Raw genomic sequence first — 21375 nt, forward strand, 5'->3', positions numbered from 1 at the left:
GGTCGCGCGAATTACCCTGGGAGATCTGTACGCTTGCCATTGTGCTACCGATTGTCGAGAGGCGACGGGATGGGCGTGCAGAAGTCAGCCGAGGCCGTAGTAAGTGGCGGTCAACCACGCCATCAAGGGCCGAACAGGTCATGCCGCCAGTAGGCGTCAGCGTCTCGTCGATAACCGAAATGCAGAAATTTCTCCAAGAGAAGACTGTCACCCCGAGTCCCGGCCAGAGGCCGAGGATGACGCCTGACAGCGCAGAGGTATCGGCGGCGTCGGTGACGTGGATGAACGCGGAGCCGGACACGCTGATGGAGCGGGTGCTTGCACCGGCGAATCTCAAGCGTGCGTATCAGCGCGTGGTCAGCAACAAGGGGGCGCCGGGTGCCGATGGCATGACGGTCGCCGACTTGGCAGGCTACGTGAAACAGTATTGGCCCATCCTGAAGGTCAGGCTGCTGGCAGGTGAATACCATCCCCAGGCAGTGCGGGCGGTCGAAATTCCCAAACCGCAGGGCGGTATGCGGCAACTGGGCATTCCCAGTGTCGTGGATCGCCTGATCCAGCAAGCCCTGCTGCAACAGCTCACGCCGATCTTCGATCCGCTGTTCTCGGACTATAGCTACGGCTTCCGTCCGGGCAGAAGCGCTCACCAGGCTGTCGAGATGGCCCGCACCCATGTGGCGGCGGGTCATAGGTGTTGCGTGGAACTCGATCTGGAGAAGTTCTTTGATCGGGTCAACCACGACATCCTGATGTTCTGTGTTGAGCGCCATGTCGAAGACAAACAGGTGCTCAGACTCATCCGCCGTTACCTCGAAGCGGGCGTCATGTCGGGCGGGGTTGTCAGCCATCGGCAGGAGGGGGCGCCGCAAGGCGGCCCGCTTTCGCCGTTGCTGTCGAACATCCTGCTCGATGAACTCGACCGTGAGTTGGAGCGGCGAGGCCATCGCTTCGTGCGCTATGCCGATGACGCGAACATTTATGTCCGTAGTCCGCGTGCTGGCGAACGAGTGCTGGCCAGTGTCGAGCGGTTCCTGAATCACCGTCTGAAACTGAGACTGAATCGGGACAAGAGTCGCGTGGCTGGGTCGTGGAAATGCGACTACCTGGGGTATGGGATGAGTTGGCACTCGCAGCCTAGACTGCGAGTGGCAACCATGAGCCTGCGCCGTGTGCGCGACCGTCTCAGGGAACTGCTGCGAGGGGTGCGGGGCCACAAGATGGCGAATGTCATCGAGCGGGTAAACCCGGTGCTGCGAGGCTGGGCAGGCTACTTCAAGCTCAGCCAGAGCAAGCGTCCACTGGAAGAGCTGGATGGCTGGGTCAGGCACAAACTTCGCTGTGTCATCTGGCGGCAATGGAAGCAGCCCTCTACGAGGGCGCGCAACCTGATGCGCCTGGGATTGAGCGAGGAGAGTGCCTGCAAGTCGGCCTTCAATGGCCGAGGCCCGTGGTGGAACTCAGGAGCGCCGCATATGAATCAGGCGCTGCCGAAGAAGCTATGGGACAGACTTGGACTGGTCTCGATACTGGATACGATCAATCGGCTTAACCGCATGGCCTGAACCGCCGTGTACGGAACCGTACGCACGGTGGTGTGGGAGGACGGCGGCCGTGAGGCCGCCTCCTACCCGATCGCAGCGTTCCGGCCTCCCGGCATTAGATCTTGAGTAGATGCACCAGTAGAAACAGTTCACTTCAGGCCAAAAAACGGTGCGCTTGAAGACAAGCCAGCCGCTAGGCCCGCGCGTAGCTTAGCGATGTGGGCAAGACATCCGTCACGCCTCCCCAGACAAAAACAAGATTTGTGGTGACCCATGAACACAGTAGACCCGATCACCCTGGCAGTCGTGCGCGGTGCGCTCGAAACAGCCCAGCGAGAAATGACCCTGACGCTGGAAAAGACCAGTCGCTCGAGCGTGTTCAACCTCGCCCACGACTATTCCAACGCACTCTTCGATCACCTCCCGGAAATGATCCTGCAAGGCCAGGACATTCCTATTCATCTCGGTTCGCTTATCCCAGCGATGAAATGCGTTGCTGGCTTCTTCGGTGATGAGATTGCCGAGGGCGATGTTATTTATCATAACGATCCAGCCTACATGGGCAGTCATATCCTCGACTGCTGCATGTACAAACCGGTGTTCTACAAGGGCGAGCTGGTGTTCTGGACGGTCTGCAAGGGCCACCTGACCGATATTGGCGGCCCGGTACCGGCCGGCTACAACCCGGACGCAAAAGAAATCTACGCAGAGGGCCTGCGCATCCCGCCTGTCAAGTTGTGGGCCCAGGGCCAGCGCCGGGAAGACGTAATCAACCTGCTGCTGACCAACATGCGCGCCCGCGCCTATCAAGAAGGCGATCTGAATGCCCAGTACGGTGCTTGCAGCGTGGGCGAGCGTCACCTGATCGAGTTGCTCGATCGCTATGGCGTCGACCAGGTCCGAGCGTGCATTACCGAGCTGAAAGATATGGCAGACCGTCATATGCGCGCATTGTTGCGTGATGTGCCAGACGGTTTCTACAGCGGCACTGCCATTCTCGAAGACTCCGGTCATGGTCTGGGAGAATTGTCGATCACTGCCCAGGTGGAAATTCGCGGCGACGAGGCGCACGTTCTGATAGAGAGCCCGCCGCAGGTGCCTTACTTCATCAACTCCTACGCGGGCAATTCGATCTCCGGGGTTTACCTCGGACTGATGATGTTCGCCCAGGTGCCACCGCCCTACAATGAAGGCCTCTATCGCTGCGTGAGTGTAGACCTTGGCCCGTCCGGTACTCTGTGCAACGCCCAGGAGCCGGCACCGCACGTCAACAGCACCACTACTCCGATGGAAACCCTCGCCGATGCCGTGCGTCTGGCCCTTGAACAGGCGGCTCCGGAGCGTGTGACCGCCTCCTGGGGGCATGCCAGCGGGATCAATATCGCTGGGCACGACCCACGCAACAACAACGATGAATATGTGACCATGGTGCTGGCCTCGGTCATCTCCGGCGCTGGCGCTAACAAGGCTATGGATGGTTGGCCTGCTTGCGGCCCGCTGTGCTGCTTCGGCGCGCTGATGTCCGGCGATATCGAACTGCTTGAGTACTCCTATCCGGTACTGATACACCGCTACAGCCTGATGACCGACAGTGGTGGCGCCGGTGAATTCCGCGGTGGCTCTGGTACTCGCCTGGAGCTCGAGCCGCTGAAGCACGCCATGACCGTGGTCGGTTTCGGTGAGGGCCGGCAGCTGCCTACCGCCGGTGCGGCAGGGGCGAAGAATGTTCTGCTCGAGCCCAAGCTCGGCCGCTTGATCCATAGACATGTCGACGGTGAGGAAGACCATTACATCCAGAACACTCTGCTGACCGCACAACCAGGTGAGCGCGTAATCAACGTCAACCCGGGCGGTGGTGGCTATGGCGACCCACTACGTCGTCCGCTGGCCACGGTTCTAGCCGATGTGCGCAACGGCTTGGTCTCGATTGACGGCGCGCGCCTTGAATACGGCGTAGTGATTGACGGCAACGGCCAACTCGATGAAGCCGCAACCCACGCACACCGAGCCGCGCACTGAGCACAGCCCCTTTGAGCAATGCAGAGAATTCGAAAATGAGCAAACAACAATATCGCCTGGGCATCGATGCCGGCGGCACCTTCACTGATTTCATCCTCGCCGACCATCAGGGCAACGTGCAGTTGTTCAAGGCGCCGTCCACCCCACATGACGGCACCCTGGCCATACGCAACGGTCTGGCGCAAATCGCCGATGCCCTCGGCCGTACACCAGCCGAGATCATTGCCGACTGCGATCTGTGCATCAACGGGACGACTTTGGCGCTCAACGCACTGATCGAAAAGACCGGGGTCAAGGTGGGCCTGCTGTGTACCGATGGCCATGAAGACAGCCTGGAAATTCGCCTTGGCCACAAAGAAGATGGCCATCGCTATGACGCCACTTATCCACCGGCGCATATGTTAGTGCCGCGCCACCTGCGCCGTCCAATCGGCGGGCGTATTATCAGTGACGGCAGCGAGTTCAGCCCGCTAGACGAGGCGGCGATTCATGCCGCCATCGACTACTTCCGCGAACAACAGGTGCAGGCGGTGGCGATCTCCTTCGTCTGGTCGGTGCGCAACCCTAGTCACGAGCAGCGCGCTATGGCTATGGTGCGTGCGGCTTTACCTGACGTATTTGTCTGCAGCGGCCACGAGGTGTTCCCGCAGATTCGCGAATACACACGCACCTCGACAACCGTGGTCAACGCCTACCTTAGCCCAGTGATGGGTCGTTATATCGAACGCATCGACGCGCTGTTCGAGGAGCTGGGCGCGCAGCAGCCTACCCGCTATTTCCAGTCCAACGGAGGTCTGGCTCCTGGCGTGGTAATGCGTGAGCGGGCGGTCAACGCGATCAACTCCGGTCCGGCATCTGCCCCGCAAGCCGGCTTGTGCGTGGCCCAGCCATTCGGTATCGACAACGTAATCACCGTCGATATGGGTGGTACCTCGTTCGACATCACTCTTAGCAAAGGCGGTCGCACCAACTTCAGCAAAGACAGCGACTTCCTCCGTTACCGTATCGGCGTGCCAATGATTCAGGTGGAAACCCTTGGCGCCGGCGGTGGCTCGATCGCCCACCTTGACGACTTCGGCATGCTCCAGGTCGGTCCACGCAGTGCCGGGGCTAACCCCGGGCCTGTGTGTTATGGAAAGGGTGGGGTCGAGCCGACTGTAACCGATGCTAACCTGGCGCTCGGTTATCTGGCTGATGGTGCACTGCTCGGTGGCAGCATCCGTCTAAATCGACAAGCCGCGATCGATGCGATCCGCAGTAAAATTGCCGAACCGCTGGGTATCAGTGTCGAGCGCGCGGCCGTCGGTATCATTACCCTGGTTAACCTGAGCATGGTTAGTGGTATCCGCCGCGTGTCCATTGAGCGTGGTTATGATCCCCGTGACTTCGCCCTGATCGGTGCCGGTGGTGCAGCGGGCATGCACGTGATGCGACTAGCTGAGGAAATCGGCAGCAAGGTTGTGCTGATTCCCAAGGTGGCTTCGGGGCTGTGCGCCTTCGGCCAGATTCTCTCTGACATCCGCTATGATCAGCTGACTACTTTGCCGATGCGTTTGGATGACGAGTTCGTCGATTTGGAGCAACTAAACCAGGCCCTGCAGCAGTTACGCGAGCGTGGTATGACGAACCTGCGAGACGATGGTTTCGGTGGTGACAATCGTATTGAATGCCAGTACAGCCTGGAGATTCGTTACCTCGGACAGATCCACGAGTGCAGCGTCGAACTGAGCTGCGACCGGCTCGACCGTAGCAGCCTGGCGGCCCTGCGCGAATCCTTCCACCAGCGGCACAAGGCGCTGTTTTCCTACAGTGAGCCTAACAGCCCGGTCGAACTAGTTAATCTAGAGTGCTCGGTGATCGCGCGGTTACAGCGTCCACCAATGCCTGAACTTGCAACCCCGCTCAAGGCAACGGCCGCGATTCCGGCTGGTCATCGTCCGATGCTGTTCAATGCGCAAGACGATTGGCAGGACACGCCTGTGTACAACGGCGACCGCATAGAAGTAGGGCAGATTATTCAAGGTCCCTGTGTGATTGAGGAAGCGACCACAAACATCGTTGTTCCACCGGGCTGGCGGGTCAGTCTGGATCCCTCGGCCACATATGAACTGACTCCCGGTCATTGACCGTCAGGGATTTTTAACAAAGGATTGTGTAACAACGGCACCGACGGCATTCACCGTTGGTGCCGCCCTCATAATAACTACAAATTGAGGACCTTTCATGACAGATCAATTGTCTACGCGGTATTGGCCTGAGGGAGAAAGGCAATCGCGTTGGGCCGAAGCCATCGGCAATACATATTTTCCATTGTCGTTGGAGTTCAATTCCAGCGCCATTTTCCAAGGCAGCCTGAAAATTTGGAAAACGGGCAGTACGCCGTTGGCGTTATCGCGCCTGCGCTCCAGTCAGCTAGGCTATTCGCGCAGCGAGAGCCAGGTTAGCGAAGATACTGAACCCTGTTACCTTGTAACAGTGCCGCGCCTTACCGAAGTACACTTCGAGCAAGACGGTCGTGAGCTCCATTGTAAGCCAGGTGGGTTCATCTTCGAGCGAGGCGATGCGCCTTATCGTTTTCACTACTCCTGCGACAACGACCTTTGGGTATTCAAGCTGCCTGAGCGCGCGCTACATGGACAGATACGTGGAGCCGAGCGCTACACCCGTTTCTGTTTCGAGGCTCGGCGTGGATTGGGACGAATTTTTGTTGATCAACTGGCGATGTGTGCCGCGCGCTTCGACGAATGCGATGCGGATGCCCGTCATATGCTGCTGGAACAGGTGCTTTCGACGTTGTTAATGGCTCTGCGCCAAGATGAGCGCGTCCTTAATAGTGAGAGTTCGAGTCTAGCTGCCCTGCATTTGCAGCGTATCGAGCACTACATCGACCGAAACTTGTGTTCAGCTGAACTAAACCCGCAGCATATTGCTCAGGCCTGCGGCTTATCGGTTCGCTATTTGCATAAATTATTTTTCAGTACGCCCTACAGTCTCGGTGAATGGATTCGCCTGAAACGATTGGAGGCTGTATATCAACGCCTACGTGATCCCCACTGCCACCTATCAATCGGTGAGCTGGCATATCGTTGGGGGTTCAGTGATCAGGCACAATTTTCCCGGCATTTTCGCCAGCACTTTAGTTGTACTGCCAGTGAAGCCCGAGCCGTTTCGTTAAAGCCGTAGCCGGTTACTTTATTGTCAATGTGCTCTGGGGGATTAGAAGTCACTCGGCGTAGCTCCCCATAAAGGCTCCACGCCTTTTCACCGTTGCGGGAGTACCAGTTATATATCGGCGTCTGATATTCCATACGGGCGCTAACTTGGGTAAGCCTTTGTCGTCTGCATTGGCAAACTCATGCGTAGCTGGTGTTGCTGATCAAGCCAAGCTTATTGTTTTAGGTTCACGCGAGCGGGCTGAGAGCGGCGCAGGCTTCACAAGCGTAAGACGGAACCATGCTAGGTGCAAAGCTATGGTGTTGGGTAGTAATTGCTTCAGGTCTGTCCTGCAAAAAACATGCTGAAATTCCGCAGGCACCCCCTCTAAGGGCGAGACACGGTAACTATCCCATGATTTCAGGGGCGGACTGGGATGCTCTCAGGTTGCTGTTGCGCATGATCCCTTCGATGATCGGTACTGGTGTCATCAGATGAGCCTGCATCATGGCGCTTGCTCGCGTTGCGTCACGGGCAAGGATAGCTTCTACCAGTTCGCTGTGCTCTTGACGTTTCAGGGACAAGGCCTCCTCGGATAGCACCGTGCGCCGCAGCCACAGCTGGCGATAGCGCTCGGCCTGATCGAACAGATAGGCGCGCGCCTGCAGCAGGTGTCTAGACCCACAGCCGGAGGCTATAGCTGTATGGAAGGCCTTGTGTCGGGCATCCCATATTTCCAGCATCTGCTCCTGGGTCTTGACCTCCATTACCTTGGCCAATGTATGCGAATAGGCCAACACCTGGGCCTCCCAGGCGTCATCGCCGCGTTCGATGGCGAGCTTAAGTACCAGCGCTTCGAGATTGGCCCGTGCGTCATAGATGTCCTGCATTTCGCTCAGCGACATAGGAGCGACGCGGTAGCCACGCTGACTGATAGCTACTACCAGATTTTCCGCAATCAGATGCGATAGCGCTTCACGCAGAGGGCCTACGCCTAGGTCGTAGCGCTCCTTAAGCGCAGTCATTCGCAGTTTTTCTCCGGGCTTGAACATGCCCTGAATTATGTCCCGCTTGAGCCACTCATAGCCGCTGACTGCTGAGTTTTGGCGGGGGGCGAGCGTATCCATAAACCATGCTCCTCAACGGGTTTTATCCATCATACGCAACTGCAGAAATATCTACTAAGTGGAGATGCAGTTGCCGAGTGTCGCTATTTTATAAAAGCGTAGACATTTTTATAAAATAGCTATATTTTTAGTCCGGCTGTTCTGGTAAATCTCGGGGCGGCGTACAGACAATTTTTTCGTCAGGACTCTGCCATGAATGCCTTTACCCAGCTCAAAGATCTTGTGATGCCGCTACCGACCGCCGTTAAGGGGTTTTCTCTGTCACCCTCCGCTCAGTCGCCCCGTTTGTTCGAGCTGACCTTCACTAAGGCGACGATAGAGGCTTTCTGTGTAGCAGTGGCCGAGTGGCCGGTGCAGGCGCTGGAATACAAGTCCTTCTTGCGATTTCGCTTCGCCAAAATTCTTGACGATCTCTGCGGTAACAGCCTGCGCCCGGTGCTACTCAACGCCCTAATGGATCGTGCCACCGGAGGGCTGTTAATCAAGCAGGAGGCCCTGAATGATGTGGCACAAGCTGATGATATGGTCAAATTCTCGACTGCTGTGGCCCACCTGCTGGGGCGGTCGAACTTTGATGCGATGAGCGGCCAGTTCTACGCACGCTTCGTGGTCGAGAACGTCGATAATTCGGACAGCTACCTGCGCCAACCTCACCGGGTAATGGAGTTGCACAACGATGGTACTTTCGTCGATCAGATCACCGACTACGTGCTGATGATGAAGATCGATGAGCAGAATATCGAAGGTGGCAACTCGCTGATCCTGCATCTGGACGACTGGGAGGATCGCCATGCTTTCTTCCATCATCCGCTAGCACGGCGCGTCATGCGCTGGACCGCGCCGCCGAGTAAAAGGGTCGATACGGACGTGTTCCATTCGATCTTTGATGTCGACGCCGAAGGGCGGCCGACTATTCGCTATATCGATCAATTTGTTCAGCCCAAAGACTTCGACGAGGGCAACTGGCTGACCGACCTGTCTATCTCCCTGGAGGGCAGTAAACAGAAGCTTTCCGTGCCGGTGCCAGTTGGCTGCTTCCTGCTGATTAATAACCTGTATTGGCTGCATGGCCGCGATCGTTTCACCCCTCACCCTGGGCTGCGCCGTGAACTGATGCGCCAGCGCGGTTACTTCAGTTACCCCAAACTCGGCCATCAGCAAGGCCAATAATTGCCATTAATTGAACAGGGGCTGCGCGGTTTAGCCCTTGTCGTTTGTCCACGGGGCAAAACAGATCGAGTAGAGGTGATAGCGGTGTACGATTTTGTGATCATCGGGGGCGGCATTATCGGCATGTCGACTGCCATGCAATTAATCAAGGCCTACCCAGAGTCGAAAATCTTGTTGCTCGAGAAAGAGTCCGGGCCAGCTAAGCATCAGACGGGGCACAATAGCGGGGTCATCCACGCCGGCGTCTACTACACGCCGGGTAGCTTGAAGGCGAAGTTCTGCCTGGAAGGCAACCGTGCTACCAAATCGTTCTGTAACGAGCACGGCATTATCTACGATGAGTGCGGTAAGTTGCTGGTCGCCACCAATGAGGTGGAAATGCAGCGCATGCGCGCGCTTTGGGAGCGCACTGCAGCCAATGGTCTGGAGCGCGAGTGGCTGTCTGCGGAGCAACTGAAGGAACGCGAACCGAACATCACCGGAATCGGCGGGATCTTCGTGCCCTCCAGTGGTATCGTTAACTATGCCGAGGTCACCGCTGCCATGGCTCGCGAGTTCCAGAGGCACGGTGGCGAGATTCGCTACGACAGCGAAGTCATCGGCCTGGAAGAGCGCGCCACGGAGATGCGGGTTAAAACCCAGCATGAAGAAGTCATTGCACGCTTTTTGGTGACCTGCTCGGGTCTGATGGCCGACCGCATTGTATGTCTACTGGGCTTAGATCCTGGCTTTAGCATTTGCCCGTTCCGTGGCGAATACTATTTGCTGCCTGAGCAGCACAACCGGATCGTCAATCACCTGATCTACCCGATTCCCGATCCCTCCATGCCGTTCCTCGGCGTGCACCTGACGCGAATGATCGACGGCAGTGTGACAGTCGGTCCCAATGCTGTGCTGGCACTCAAGCGTGAGGGCTATCGCAAGCGTGACATATCTTTGTCCGACACGTTCGCAATGCTCACCAATCCGGGCATTCTTAAAGTGCTCAAGGACAATCTGCGGCCCGGCCTGATCGAGATGAAAAACTCGCTGTTCAAGCGTGGTTATCTACAGCAAGTACGCAAGTACTGCCCCAGCTTAACGCTGCAGGATCTCAAGCCTTACCCGGCCGGCGTCCGCGCCCAAGCGGTTTCAGCGGACGGCAAGTTGATCGAGGACTTCCTGTTCCGCAATACCCGCCGTAGCGTCAACGTCTGCAATGCACCATCGCCGGCGGCTACCTCTGCAATTCCCATAGGCGCCTACATCATCAAGCAGATTGATGCACAGCTGCAGGGGCTACCCAGGTTTGTAAAAAACCAACATCCCGCATGAGGCAGTGCGGGGCGAATTCGGCAGTGCACTGGAACGAACAAGACTGTGCGCAAGACGACAAGCCCCGCACCGGCTCAGTCTAATAGGCTATCGGCTAGTGCACTTAACGTCCCCGAGCCAAGTCATCGTTACTGAACTCGTTACCGAATTGAAGTGTGTGATTGTGATCAAAAGCCGGATGCCTACTTATAAGGCTACTCCCAGAAACCATGCTTGTTAGTCATATTGAGAGCGCCCCATGAACCAGTCAGTATCCTCGCTGCCAGAAAAAGACATTCAGTATCAACTGCACCCCTACACCAATGCTCGCCTTCATCAGGAGCTTGGCCCGCTGATCATCGAGCGCGGGGAGGGTATCTATGTTTATGACGATCAGGGCAAGGGTTATATCGAGGCGATGGCTGGGTTGTGGAGCGCCGCGCTTGGCTTTAGCAATCAACGTCTGATCAAGGCAGCTGAGCAGCAATTCAACACCCTGCCGTTTTATCACCTGTTCAGTCACAAATCGCATCGCCCGAGTATCGAGTTAGCCGAAAAGCTGATCGAGATGGCGCCGGTGCCTATGAGTAAGGTGTTCTTCACCAACTCCGGTTCCGAGGCTAACGATACTGTAGTGAAGATGGTCTGGTACCTCAATAACGCTCTAGGCAAACCAGCCAAGAAGAAGTTCATCAGTCGGGTCAACGGCTACCACGGCATCACCGTCGCCAGCGCAAGCTTGACTGGCCTTCCAGGCAACCAGCGCGGTTTCGACCTGCCGCTTCCAGGCTTCCTGCATGTCGGCTGCCCGCACCATTATCGTTTCGCCCTTGCCGGTGAAAGTGAAGAGCATTTCGCTGACCGCCTTGCCGTCGAGCTCGAGCAGAAGATTCTCGCCGAAGGCCCGGAGACTATCGCAGCGTTCATTGGCGAGCCATTGATGGGCGCTGGCGGTGTCATAGTGCCGCCTCGTACCTACTGGGAGAAGATCCAGAAAGTTTGCCGTAAGTACGACATCCTGGTTATCGCCGATGAGGTAATCTGTGGATTTGGGCGTACCGGGCAGATGTTTGGCAGCCAGACCTTTGGTATCCAGCCGGACATCATGGTGTTATCCAAGCAACTGTCATCTTCTTATCAGCCGATAGCGGCGATTCTGATCAATGCCCCAGTATTTGAGGGCATCGCTGATCAGAGCCAAGCGCTTGGCGCGCTTGGGCATGGGTTCACCGGCAGCGGTCATCCGGTAGCTACTGCCGTGGCCTTGGAGAACCTGAAGATTATTGAAGAGGAGAGCCTGGTCGAGCATGCGGCGCAAATGGGCCAGTTGTTGCGCAGCGGCCTACAGCATTTCATCGATCATCCCTTGGTGGGCGAAATTCGCGGTTGTGGACTGATCGCTGCGGTAGAACTAGTTGGCGATCGCGTGAGCAAGGCGCCGTATCAGGCGCTAGGCACCCTCGGACGCTACATGGCCGGCAGAGCCCAGGAACACGGCATGATTACTCGCGCCATGGGTGATGCCGTGGCCTTCTGCCCGCCGTTAATCGTCAACGAACAGGAAGTCGGAATGATTGTAGAGCGCTTTGCCAGGGCGCTGGACGACACCACTCAGTGGGTTGGTTAGATCAATCCGGGGGAGGAGAGAATTGCTTTTATGTGGCTCTCCTCGGCTTAAATTCATAGCTTGGAAAATAGCTGAGCAGCACTGAATGCAGTCTGCGAAGGAGCACGCCATGCAACTCAAAGATACCCAATTGTTCCGCCAACAGGCTTATATCGACGGAACCTGGTTGGACGCGGACAGCGGCCAGACCATTCAGGTCACCAATCCGGCCACCAACGAAGTTATGGGTAGTGTGCCGAAGATGGGGGCAGCGGAAACCCGTCGAGCCATCGAAGCAGCAGATCATGCCCTGCCAGCCTGGCGTGCACTGACAGCTAAAGACCGCGCCAACAAACTGCGCCGCTGGTTTGAACTGATGATTGAAAACCAGGACGACCTGGGTCGTCTCATGACCATGGAGCAAGGTAAGCCACTTGCCGAAGCCAAGGGCGAAATTGCTTACGCGGCGTCCTTCCTTGAGTGGTTCGCCGAAGAAGCCAAGCGCGTGTATGGCGACGTAATTCCCGGCCACCAACCGGACAAACGCCTGATCGTGATCAAACAGCCCATCGGCGTAACGGCAGCGATTACACCCTGGAACTTCCCGGCAGCCATGATCACCCGTAAAGCCGGCCCGGCCCTGGCCGCCGGTTGTACCATGGTGCTCAAGCCAGCGTCGCAAACGCCTTATTCGGCGCTGGCGTTGGCAGTGCTGGCCGAGCGTGCCGGGATCCCCAAAGGCGTGTTCAGTGTAATCACTGGCAGTGCTGGCGAAGTCGGCAGCGAACTGACTAGCAACCCGATCGTGCGCAAGTTGAGCTTTACTGGCTCCACCGAAATTGGTCGCCAGCTAATGGCCGAATGTGCCAAGGACATTAAAAAGGTGTCGCTAGAACTGGGCGGAAACGCGCCGTTCATCGTATTCGATGATGCCGACCTTGATAAGGCAGTGGAAGGCGCACTGATCTCCAAATACCGCAACAATGGCCAGACCTGCGTGTGCGCCAACCGCCTGTATATCCAAGACGGCGTATACGATGCCTTCGCCGAGAAGCTGAAAATCGCGGTAGCTAAGTTGCAGATTGGTAACGGTTTGGACGAAGGTATCACCACCGGCCCTCTGATCGATGCCAAGGCGGTGGCCAAGGTCCAGGAGCACATTGCCGACGCCATTAGCAAGGGTGCCAAGCTACTCGCTGGTGGTAAGCCGCACGCCCTCGGTGGCACTTTCTTCGAGCCGAGCATCCTCATTGACGTACCGAATAACGCCGCCGTAGCCAAGGAAGAAACCTTCGGTCCGCTGGCGCCGCTGTTCCGTTTTAAGGACGAGGCCGACGTGATCGCGATGTCCAATGACACCGAGTTCGGCCTGGCCTCGTACTTCTATGCCCGCGATATGGGGCGCGTGTTCCGTGTGGCCGAAGCCCTAGAATACGGTATGGTCGGCGTCAATACTGGGCTGATCTCCAATGAAGTTGCGCCTTTCGGTGGTATCAAGGCATCCGGCCTGGGTCGCGAAGGATCCAAGTACGGCATTGAGGATTACCTGGAGATCAAGTACCTCTGCCTGGGTGGTATCTAAGAGCCCGGCGAATAGGCACGTGATTCTCGCTCAGGCCCCACTTGGCGAGCATCATTAATCTTGGCCCGGTCTATAAAACCCGGGCATGCTACATCGGTTGTGGCGCAGACAAAGATTGACGCGGGCTATTTCTACGTCACCGTCTACTTCTCACGGCTGTTGCCGCGCAACCAGAGTCTGGAGGCCTGTATCCGCGTCGACAGCGCCCCCTGTTCGAGCTAGGTGCCTAACATTTCTAACGATTGAGCGTTGCGCGGAGTCCTACACCTAGGCTCTGCGCCTTTTTAATCCCGCCGCGCTAGATTAGGCGAAGTAATGCTGCCTTCACAGCCAGTCCTGCTGGTATGGATAAAGGTGATATCCATCACCTATGCCATGTTAGGGGCGACGGTGAACTCTCTCTAAGATGGTTTGGTGCGATGATTTAAGGCGCCCCAGCGACCGTTGATTGCATCCAATGTGCTCATTAGCTTTTCTGTTCGAGCTGGCTGTTCCTGTGCGAATAGATCCTGTGTGTACTCATCACGCTTACACAGGTCTAGCAGCAACACTTGGGCTTTGGCATAGCTGAAACCCTCTCGTTACAGCCTTTTGATTCCCTCCTGTGCCGCTGCAATGATCAAACGCGTGTCATCGGTCGGGTAGGGCAGTTGGCAAAGCAGGCCGTTGGCGTACTTACCATCATTGAATTCGCTCGGTCGCAATCAGGCGAGCATTCGGGGCTTGGATCACGATCCCTCCAGTCGTAATAGCCACTGGCAGAAATCTTCAAGCAGAGGCACATAAGGTCGTAAGAACTGCGTAGCTGGTGACCCCGTCTTCCGTGCCATGAAAGTTGACCTGACCAACCGCTATCCGTCAGTCGGTGAGGCGAAGCAACTTCCTTTATGGCATGGTGCCACAGTCCCTTATTACGGAACGTGTAGTACCCGCATTGATTTCGTAGGGCGAGCAGCAGTGCCGCGTGATGAAGTGAAAGGCTTGGTCGCTTGCCCGACCTTCTACACGTAGGATCGCTATGGCATGTCCATGTCCTGTCAGCAACAGCAACAGCAATTGCTTATGGCTTGGGATCGACAGTATCCAGTCGCTTTAAGTGAAAAGCTCAGTTAAAGCCGCACGGCTGCAGTCATGGGGCGCCGCAATCCGCTCGTCACTGGCGAGCGGCATTGGTCGCTGGGCTAAAGAACGACTTGTGAGGTTTTAGTTTCTCAGCTGCCGGCACGGTGTGCCGCTCCAAAGTCTTCAGATACGGCTTCGACCAGCACCGGCAGCATCATCGGGAACGACAGCAGTCGCATCTACCATCTGCCGACGGGCTGCCTCAGCTATAACAGTGTTGTAGCCAGCAATCGCGTTCAGTTTAACAGCGAGGCGGAGGCTCAAGCTGCTGGTTATCATAAGGCTGGAAACTGCCGTTAACCGCCTAGCGTTCTCTCCTGGCAGAGCGACTCAACCGCCTGAGATCTATGGGATTCTATTAAAGATATGGTTTGAGTAATGTAGTTTATTAGTTATTTAGTCTTAATATAGTACTCTGGTTCTGACCAAATTCCTCCAGTTGGTGCGTGGTATTCTTGCTCGGTAAAGAGTGGAAGTTCCTTTATTGAGATGAATTCGCCATTTTTCATCTCTGGCTCTATTGGGTCAATTCTTCGTCTAATAACTGTTTCCTTGAATTTGTAGCGCCCACCTTCTTTTTTTATGTGGCCGAGCCTTGTTAGTAGCTCAATTGCTGCATCAAGTCGTTCAGAGTTTGCTCGCCCTCTAAGTGATCCTGGTCCGTTCTGTTTTATATTTGTTAAAGTAAAGGTTGTCCTTGCCCCTATAATAAGGTTGCCTGGCAGGTTTTCTCTCGATCTTGATAAAGATTTTCCATTTTTTCGTGCTGACTCCTGGTACTTCTCTTGCTCCTTATATGCTTCTCTTAGTAGGTAGTGTGCTAGATTGTTTGCGTCTGTTACTAGTTGTGGCTCGCTAGCGAGATTTTTTATGAAGTGGGATGAGCAAGTTCTCGCGAAAGCCCAGCAGAACTCTAGTGTTGATGAACTGATTTCTATATCGCTATCCGCCTCTCGTTCGAAAGTGTGGAGCAGTGCTGCGAGTCGAGTTGTATTTTCTAGTAATTTTGAAGCATGGTCCTTTAGGTAATGATATATTTTATTCTCGCGCATTTCAGCTTCAAGTGTTTTGCTATATTCCAGCCAGATATCCGATGCGCGCTCGGAAAAAATCAAAACTTGTCTTGGTGTTATACTTTGTTTTGTCGTTAGTTCTCTTGTGCGATTATTAAATTCTTTTTTTCTCGGAAGTGAAGAAAGCTTATTTGGAGTTCTGTATCCAGCCATTGCTGAAGGCTTTGCTACAAGGAGCCGTGCTAAGAAGCCAGTGCCTCGAGCTTCTTCTCCTCGTTTCCCCATAAACCTAGTAATTACAATTGGTTGGGCCATTAATGATAGTGTTAATCTGGCATCTTCCAAGATGAAGCTTTCTCTCGAGATTCTATCTACAATAACGCTTCCGCCGTCCCAAAGTGTATTTAGTTTGTCAAGTTCTCCTAGGGCTTTACCGCTAAGTATGCTGTTGGCTTCACTTGTCAATAAGCAGCCGTTGGGTAAGTTTTCATTTAGCATTTGTACTAAGGCTTGCGGAGTTGTGTCGTCATAAAGAAATTTTCCGCACTCAGGGAGGGTTGGTTCTTTTCTTATGTGATTTTCAATTTCTTTTAGAGTGACTTCGGTGGCGGTCGTGTCTTTTAGGGCCGCCATTTTATTATACTTTCGCTCTAGAAATTTCTTTTCAGTTGTCCAGATTTGATGTTGCTCTTTATGTTTTTCCTGTGCTTCTTCGTTGTATCGATAGGCCTTGTTGTTCAGTGCGTAAATTGCTTCGAAAAAATAGTTTTGTGTGGTCGTTTTGCGTTCACCGGAGTCAGCAATTGTTAGCAACATCAAGGATGTTGGCACCTTATGCCCTGTAGGCATCTGTACATCGACAATTGACTGGCATGCGGTAGAAATTGCGCCGAACGCGCACATCATGGCCATCTCTCTGGAGACCTGAAGCTCTCTTGCGGCCTCATTGGCAGCCGACTCCAGCAGGCTGTGCTCCTCATAGCAAGGCCAGCCATCCCTGAAGGGAACAGTACTGTTTGGACTATAATTCTGTGCGATATTTTCCATGTAAACCTGCTATATCTGCTATTTCTAGCAACTCTAGCAGGCTTTTATAAAAAATAAGCAAGTTAATTTTTACAACCTTCGCACATCCTCTGAGCTATACAGAGGAGCCCGCTCATGCGAATCATGCGATTGAAAGAGGTAATCGATAAGACCGGTCTTGCTAGGTCAACCATCTACAAATACATCGCGGACGGGATCTTCCCTAAGCCGGTCAACTTGGCTCCCGCTGGAATAGATGTACCGAATACGCGAGGTGTTGGATGGATCCAGTCAGAGGTCGATGATTGGATCTTGGCAAGAATCGAGGAGCGGGATATGGCTGAGGGATCCACCACACGCCTAGGTAAAAATTTGAGCTAGCCAAATAAACTTTACCGCCATGACCTGCTACGGCTGGTCATGGCGATTATGCCGCTGCTTAGGGTTCTCTGATCTCAGCTAACTCTCCCAGTACGCAATGCAATAAATCTCTCGACAGGCTCGGCAATGTTGCTCCCCATTGGCCGGCCTGGTCGGGAGGGTCGGAGGTGGATAGAACTGCATCTATTGATATAGCTATTAACTATCTAATATATCTGCTTAGTAGTAACTACCATCACTATCCCTCACCACTGACCACCATCAGAGGAAAAGAAGACCAGTAAAAAGAAACACATCACGTACTTGGTATGAAAACAACCAACCAGGTGCCCACCATGACCAACCGGAATAATTACACTCACCCCTCTCAATCTGATATTGCCCTACAGATTGAGTCACTGGTCCAGGCCATCGAAAAGTCCGACACACCGGCATTTCGCATAACGCAAAGCCGCTCAGGTTACGAGCACGTCGAGCAGACCAGACTCTCCCGGCATTTCACCCACATTCAACAGATGATCGACCTTTTTGATGATCGCGTTGAGTACCGCTACAGCGAGCACCTGCAGGCGTTTAGGGAGGCTTTTCAGGACGTAGGTCTTGTGCGTGATCTTGATGGTCCTGTCTGTCTGAATGAACGGGGGACCGCCTACCTAGATCACCACCAAAGCATGAACGTTCTTGTAGCACGGATCCGTCAGCTGACCCGGCAGTTGCGGTATCGGCGTAAGAAAGGTGATCGTCGCGGTGAGGCACGTAAGCAGGAAATGGAAATCGCAGATTACGTGAACGCTCTGATGGCGCTTTACTCGCGTATCACCATAGTTCGGGTCGATCTTTACTACCGCTCCGAAGCGCAGGCGAGGCTTCGCGCCGAGCACGTCTTCGATGATCTTGGGCAGTTAGTCGCTGAGCATAAACGTAATCCGGTTTTCGACGATCTTATCGGCCACATTTACTCGGTCGAGCAAGGTGATCGGAATGATGGACGGGGATACCACATTCATGCGGCCTACTTTTTCAATGGCAACGAGGTGCGTGGAGATGTCTACAAGGCCATCCAGATCGGTGAGCTGTGGCAAGACATTACCCATGGCCAGGGCTACACGCACAGCTGTAATCACGACAAGGAGCAATATGGCGAAAAGTGCGGCATTGGCCACATCCAGAGGCGGAATCTATCGATTCGGCCTCATATCCACAGGGCAATGAGTTACCTGGTCAAGGATGCCCAGCACCTGCGCTTGAAACCTGTGGGGGCTCGATGCCTGCGTAAGGGCAATCTGAAACGTTTCCGTTGATGGTGAGTATCTCTGCATACTTCTAGCTGCAACGCTACTTGGCCTTTGCTACCAGTAGGCCTGACCACTGAGTGGTGTACGCAGGCGAAAGCATTTCCCTGCGCATGCCCCATTCAGCTTGCTTGGCTAGTCGCCCAGGTTGCAAGGTTCCGCGCCCCCATCGATTGTTGATAGCGTCTAACGCGCTCATCAACCGCTCAGTCTTCACCGGTTGCTCAGGGGTAAATAGATCCGGCGTGTACTCATCTCGTCGGCACAGATCCAGCAGCAGTACCTGTGCCTTGGCGTAGCTGAACCCATCCCGGTATAGCCGGCTGATGCCTTCTCTGGCGGCTGCAATAATCAGGCGCGTGTCGTCGGTCGGGTAGGGCAGCTGGCAAAGTAGGCCATTTGCATATTTGGCCTCAGTCGGGTTGAACATGCCGGTACGCAGGCTGACGCGAATCTGCCGGCACAGTGAGCCCTGCTGGCGCAGTTTTTCAGCCGCACGGGTGGCGTAGGCGGTGGCGGCTTCCTGAATCGGTCCGATGGTCTTCAAGCGCTTGCCAAACGATCTACTACAGCAGATTTCCTGCTTTGCCGGCGCGGCTTCTTCAAGCTCTAGGCAGGCGGTGCCGCGAAGCTCTCGCGCAGTTTTCTCGATGATCACATTGAAGCGCTTACGCAGTTCCCAGGCGTCACTACAGGCCAGATCCCAGGCAGTTTTGATGCCCAGTGCGTTGAGGTGCACCTGCATGCGTCTGCCGATGCCCCAGACATCCTCTACTGGTATGACCTTGAGCAGTTTGTCGCGTCGCACAGGGTCTCGTAGATCAACCACACCGCCAGTTTGTCGTTGCCAGCGCTTGGCCGCGTGGTTGGCTAACTTGGCCAAGGTTTTAGTGCCGGCGATACCGATGCCCACGGGTATGCCGGTTTTCTGTTTGATATCGCATTGTAGTGTTCTGGAAAGGGTTTCCAGTGATTCCGGCATGCCGGTCAGATCGGCAAATGCCTCATCAATTTAAAGGAAAGATTGTGGGCTATGGACATAGCCACAGGGCAGTCATGGTCTGTTTTTGCCATTAATCCCCGATGTCCATACTTCAGCTCCATTTTCCCGCGAAAAAACGAAAGTGTGTCCATACGCCATTGCATGGATCCGACCGTTTATTTGCTGCATTCCGCGAAAACTCCAGAGCTCAATGCATGCCAGTAACCATGCAGCACTTTTTGTATTTTCTCTGCGATCCGCATGGACACGGATCATTTCGTCCGACATCAGCGTCTGAATGGGATGTTCGGATCACTCTCTCCGAAACGTTATCTAGGATATTTAAAGTCTTCATCGCTTTTTGAGCCATCTCCCGCTCCCCGCTTGTAAGGGGAACAGTTCCATCAACGGCAAAGATCGTCTCAGATCCACCTTGTCCGCCTTTGGTGTCAGCTCCGAATATCAATATCTCCTTCGCCTTCTGGTATTTGTACATCGCGACGTATGCGTACAGCTGCATGCACCCCGTCCGTGCCTCTCGGTATTCCTGATATGACGTAAAGCTATCGTCCCAAGGGAAGAACACGAATACATACAACCTGTCAGGCTTAGCAGTGGACGGTGCCGTCCGCGCAGAGCGGATGCCTTTGGGCACCAATCCGAACTTCTCGAACAAGGCCGATGCTAGAAAGCTGCTTGAATGTAGGTTCTCGGACGCCAAAATCTGAAGAGCATTTGAATGGCCAATGAAAGGAAGATCCTTGGCCTCACCTACGCATGCATCGGTAATGGCATCAGCGAAGCGAGCGATGATCTCGTTCCAGAGCTTTGCGTTTTTCTTATGGCCATGCCGGAGCGCGTAAGCCACTGTCTGCCGGTAATGCTTCCATTCCCCTTCTGGGATCCTGAAAGAGTGGCCTTCGTAGCCTGTCGGTACTCTGAGATCGCCGAAACCGTACCCACCATCTCCTTGCAAATATGTTGCGAGCGTCTCTTCCTCCCCAGCGCTGGATAGGAAGCTTCCACTCCGAATAGCCCGTTCCTTGGTCTCTAGATAGTGGATGAAATCTGCCGGTGTACAAAGCTCCTCGAACAGTAGCTTCAGACCGCTTTCATCAAGCACATGGACGAATGTTTTTCGTGGATCGACATCGCCTACGATGAAAGGCTTTTCCAGCAAATAATTTTCAGAAACCTCATAGTGATACACCAACGTTCCATTACTACCGGGCCCTACCGAATTAAAGAAACGCTGGGCGTGCTGACCAATCCCGCCCGTGACCGCTACAAGATGGATCTTCAACCCTGGCTTGGTCAAATCGAACGGGAACGGATCCTCCAGCCTGGAGTTGAGGAAGAGCTTGTCGGGGTGGTTTCTGACGAAACTCTCAGCCCCGTACAATTGCTTTGCAGACTCCCTGACTGCAGCCCGATACCAGCGGCTCCAGGCCAACTGGACATCATTTTGCTCTTGAAAGTTGACGTGGCCTTTGTCGGAGAAAATGATCAGGGTGTTGTTGAAGAAAATGGTGAGGTCGGCGAATTCCTTACCCTTACCAACTGAGCGGAACAGGCTCGGATAACACCAGAGACTGAAGAACGTGTTTGACACGATTGCGGACAGAATCCTCTCACTCTCGTTGACACTGGGTTCCTTCAGAATGGGTTTCAGCACTTCGATCGTCCTTTTTATTTTGCGTGCTTGAGAACGTTCAGGCCACGTAACGACTCAATGCTGCTCAGATAAGCGCTATTGGTAGGAAACTTGGCCGGACACCTACAGCCAACCTTCCTAAACTGCGATTAACAAGCAAAGTGTGATCCGCAGACGCATACGTTTCTGTACCAGAATTTACCGTAGTATTCGGTCTATCCTCGAATCACAGTATTGTAGATGAATAGGTTGCTGCATCGGTGACCGGATATATCTGAATCTGGTGAATCAAGCTGCCCCCAGCCATCGCGGCGAGGGGGCTAACAAAGTGTTCGCAATCATCTGGTGTACGCAAAAGCAGCCGACCCACGGGTCGAAAGATCGACGCCTCTACCCTCCACTGCTGCCAGTGTC

General features: G+C 54.6%; 14 protein-coding genes and 1 pseudogene. 11 read left to right on the forward strand and 4 right to left on the reverse strand.

What is annotated here, in order from left to right:
* The first annotated feature begins 140 nt into the window (after positions 1-140).
* From ltrA to AC3I0A_RS28850, 4 genes are all read left to right on the forward strand, one after another.
* Positions 141-1562 (forward strand): group II intron reverse transcriptase/maturase, encoded by a 1422-nt coding sequence (ltrA, locus tag AC3I0A_RS28835; protein ID WP_489378664.1) that lies wholly within the window; start codon positions 141-143, stop codon positions 1560-1562.
* 252 nt (positions 1563-1814) lie between these two features.
* Complete coding sequence (gene capB / locus AC3I0A_RS28840; protein WP_489378666.1) at positions 1815-3560, forward strand: caprolactamase subunit beta; 1746 nt, start codon at positions 1815-1817, stop codon at positions 3558-3560.
* Between the two features lie 35 nt (positions 3561-3595).
* Positions 3596-5686 carry a caprolactamase subunit alpha gene (gene capA / locus AC3I0A_RS28845; RefSeq protein ID WP_489378667.1) on the forward strand — a complete coding sequence of 697 codons (2091 nt, stop codon included), beginning with the start codon at positions 3596-3598 and terminating at the stop codon, positions 5684-5686.
* A 97-nt stretch (positions 5687-5783) separates the two neighbouring features.
* Entirely contained in the window at positions 5784-6743 is a 960-nt protein-coding gene (locus AC3I0A_RS28850) for an AraC-like ligand-binding domain-containing protein (RefSeq protein ID WP_033902870.1), read from the forward strand.
* A 377-nt stretch (positions 6744-7120) separates the two neighbouring features.
* Here the strand turns inward: AC3I0A_RS28850 and csiR are convergent, their stop codons facing one another.
* The gene (gene csiR / locus AC3I0A_RS28855; RefSeq protein WP_023048102.1) at positions 7121-7840 is read right to left on the reverse strand and encodes a DNA-binding transcriptional regulator CsiR; all 720 of its coding nucleotides are present in this window, start codon (positions 7838-7840) and stop codon (positions 7121-7123) included.
* 192 nt (positions 7841-8032) lie between these two features.
* Here csiR and glaH point away from each other — a divergent pair, with 192 nt between their 5' ends.
* The 5 genes from glaH (at position 8033) to AC3I0A_RS28880 (ending at position 14913) form a co-directional block, all read left to right on the forward strand.
* The gene (glaH, locus tag AC3I0A_RS28860; protein WP_023628647.1) at positions 8033-9010 is read left to right on the forward strand and encodes a glutarate dioxygenase GlaH; all 978 of its coding nucleotides are present in this window, start codon (positions 8033-8035) and stop codon (positions 9008-9010) included.
* Between the two features lie 84 nt (positions 9011-9094).
* On the forward strand, positions 9095-10324 hold the full coding sequence (gene lhgO, locus AC3I0A_RS28865) for an L-2-hydroxyglutarate oxidase (RefSeq protein ID WP_023048104.1): 1230 nt from the start codon (positions 9095-9097) through the stop codon (positions 10322-10324).
* A gap of 238 nt (positions 10325-10562) precedes the next feature.
* Complete coding sequence (locus tag AC3I0A_RS28870) at positions 10563-11930, forward strand: aspartate aminotransferase family protein (protein WP_023048105.1); 1368 nt, start codon at positions 10563-10565, stop codon at positions 11928-11930.
* Between the two features lie 109 nt (positions 11931-12039).
* The gene (gene gabD / locus AC3I0A_RS28875; protein ID WP_489378669.1) at positions 12040-13491 is read left to right on the forward strand and encodes an NADP-dependent succinate-semialdehyde dehydrogenase; all 1452 of its coding nucleotides are present in this window, start codon (positions 12040-12042) and stop codon (positions 13489-13491) included.
* A 1308-nt stretch (positions 13492-14799) separates the two neighbouring features.
* Complete coding sequence (locus AC3I0A_RS28880) at positions 14800-14913, forward strand: hypothetical protein (RefSeq protein ID WP_489378825.1); 114 nt, start codon at positions 14800-14802, stop codon at positions 14911-14913.
* Positions 14914-15005: 92 nt separating this feature from the next.
* On the opposite strand, the gene AC3I0A_RS28885 is transcribed toward AC3I0A_RS28880, so the two are convergent.
* Positions 15006-16673, reverse strand: a complete 1668-nt coding sequence (locus tag AC3I0A_RS28885; RefSeq protein ID WP_286978577.1) for a YfjI family protein — start codon at positions 16671-16673, stop codon at positions 15006-15008.
* Between the two features lie 114 nt (positions 16674-16787).
* On the opposite strand from AC3I0A_RS28885, the gene AC3I0A_RS28890 reads away from it, so the two are divergent.
* Together AC3I0A_RS28890 and AC3I0A_RS28895 are read left to right on the forward strand one after the other, a co-directional pair.
* Positions 16788-17033, forward strand: coding sequence for a helix-turn-helix transcriptional regulator (locus tag AC3I0A_RS28890; RefSeq protein WP_103463320.1), 246 nt, complete (start codon positions 16788-16790; stop codon positions 17031-17033).
* A 335-nt stretch (positions 17034-17368) separates the two neighbouring features.
* Positions 17369-18334, forward strand: a complete 966-nt coding sequence (locus tag AC3I0A_RS28895; RefSeq protein ID WP_103463463.1) for a YagK/YfjJ domain-containing protein — start codon at positions 17369-17371, stop codon at positions 18332-18334.
* Positions 18335-18368: 34 nt separating this feature from the next.
* On the opposite strand, the pseudogene AC3I0A_RS28900 reads toward AC3I0A_RS28895, so the two are convergent.
* A pseudogene (locus tag AC3I0A_RS28900) lies at positions 18369-19337 on the reverse strand (DUF4113 domain-containing protein); the annotation flags it as partial.
* A gap of 178 nt (positions 19338-19515) precedes the next feature.
* A complete protein-coding gene (locus AC3I0A_RS28905) occupies positions 19516-20982 on the reverse strand; it encodes a YecA family protein (RefSeq protein ID WP_489378671.1) in 1467 nt (488 codons plus the stop codon).
* Positions 20983-21375 lie beyond the last annotated feature (393 nt).

The sequence above is a fragment of the Pseudomonas sp. KH_024_B2 genome (genome assembly GCF_057839965.1).

Bases quoted from the DNA above. Each gene is read 5' to 3' on its own strand.
- AC3I0A_RS28885 (WP_286978577.1), bottom strand. From the start codon at position 16,673: ATGGAAAATATCGCACAGAATTATAGTCCAAACAGTACTGTTCCCTTC.
- AC3I0A_RS28890 (WP_103463320.1), top strand. From the start codon at position 16,788: ATGCGAATCATGCGATTGAAAGAGGTAATCGATAAGACCGGTCTTGCT.
- AC3I0A_RS28870 (WP_023048105.1), top strand. From the start codon at position 10,563: ATGAACCAGTCAGTATCCTCGCTGCCAGAAAAAGACATTCAGTATCAA.
- gabD (WP_489378669.1), top strand. From the start codon at position 12,040: ATGCAACTCAAAGATACCCAATTGTTCCGCCAACAGGCTTATATCGAC.
- AC3I0A_RS28895 (WP_103463463.1), top strand. From the start codon at position 17,369: ATGACCAACCGGAATAATTACACTCACCCCTCTCAATCTGATATTGCC.
- csiR (WP_023048102.1), bottom strand. From the start codon at position 7,840: ATGGATACGCTCGCCCCCCGCCAAAACTCAGCAGTCAGCGGCTATGAG.
- capA (WP_489378667.1), top strand. From the start codon at position 3,596: ATGAGCAAACAACAATATCGCCTGGGCATCGATGCCGGCGGCACCTTC.
- glaH (WP_023628647.1), top strand. From the start codon at position 8,033: ATGAATGCCTTTACCCAGCTCAAAGATCTTGTGATGCCGCTACCGACC.
- AC3I0A_RS28850 (WP_033902870.1), top strand. From the start codon at position 5,784: ATGACAGATCAATTGTCTACGCGGTATTGGCCTGAGGGAGAAAGGCAA.
- ltrA (WP_489378664.1), top strand. From the start codon at position 141: ATGCCGCCAGTAGGCGTCAGCGTCTCGTCGATAACCGAAATGCAGAAA.
- capB (WP_489378666.1), top strand. From the start codon at position 1,815: ATGAACACAGTAGACCCGATCACCCTGGCAGTCGTGCGCGGTGCGCTC.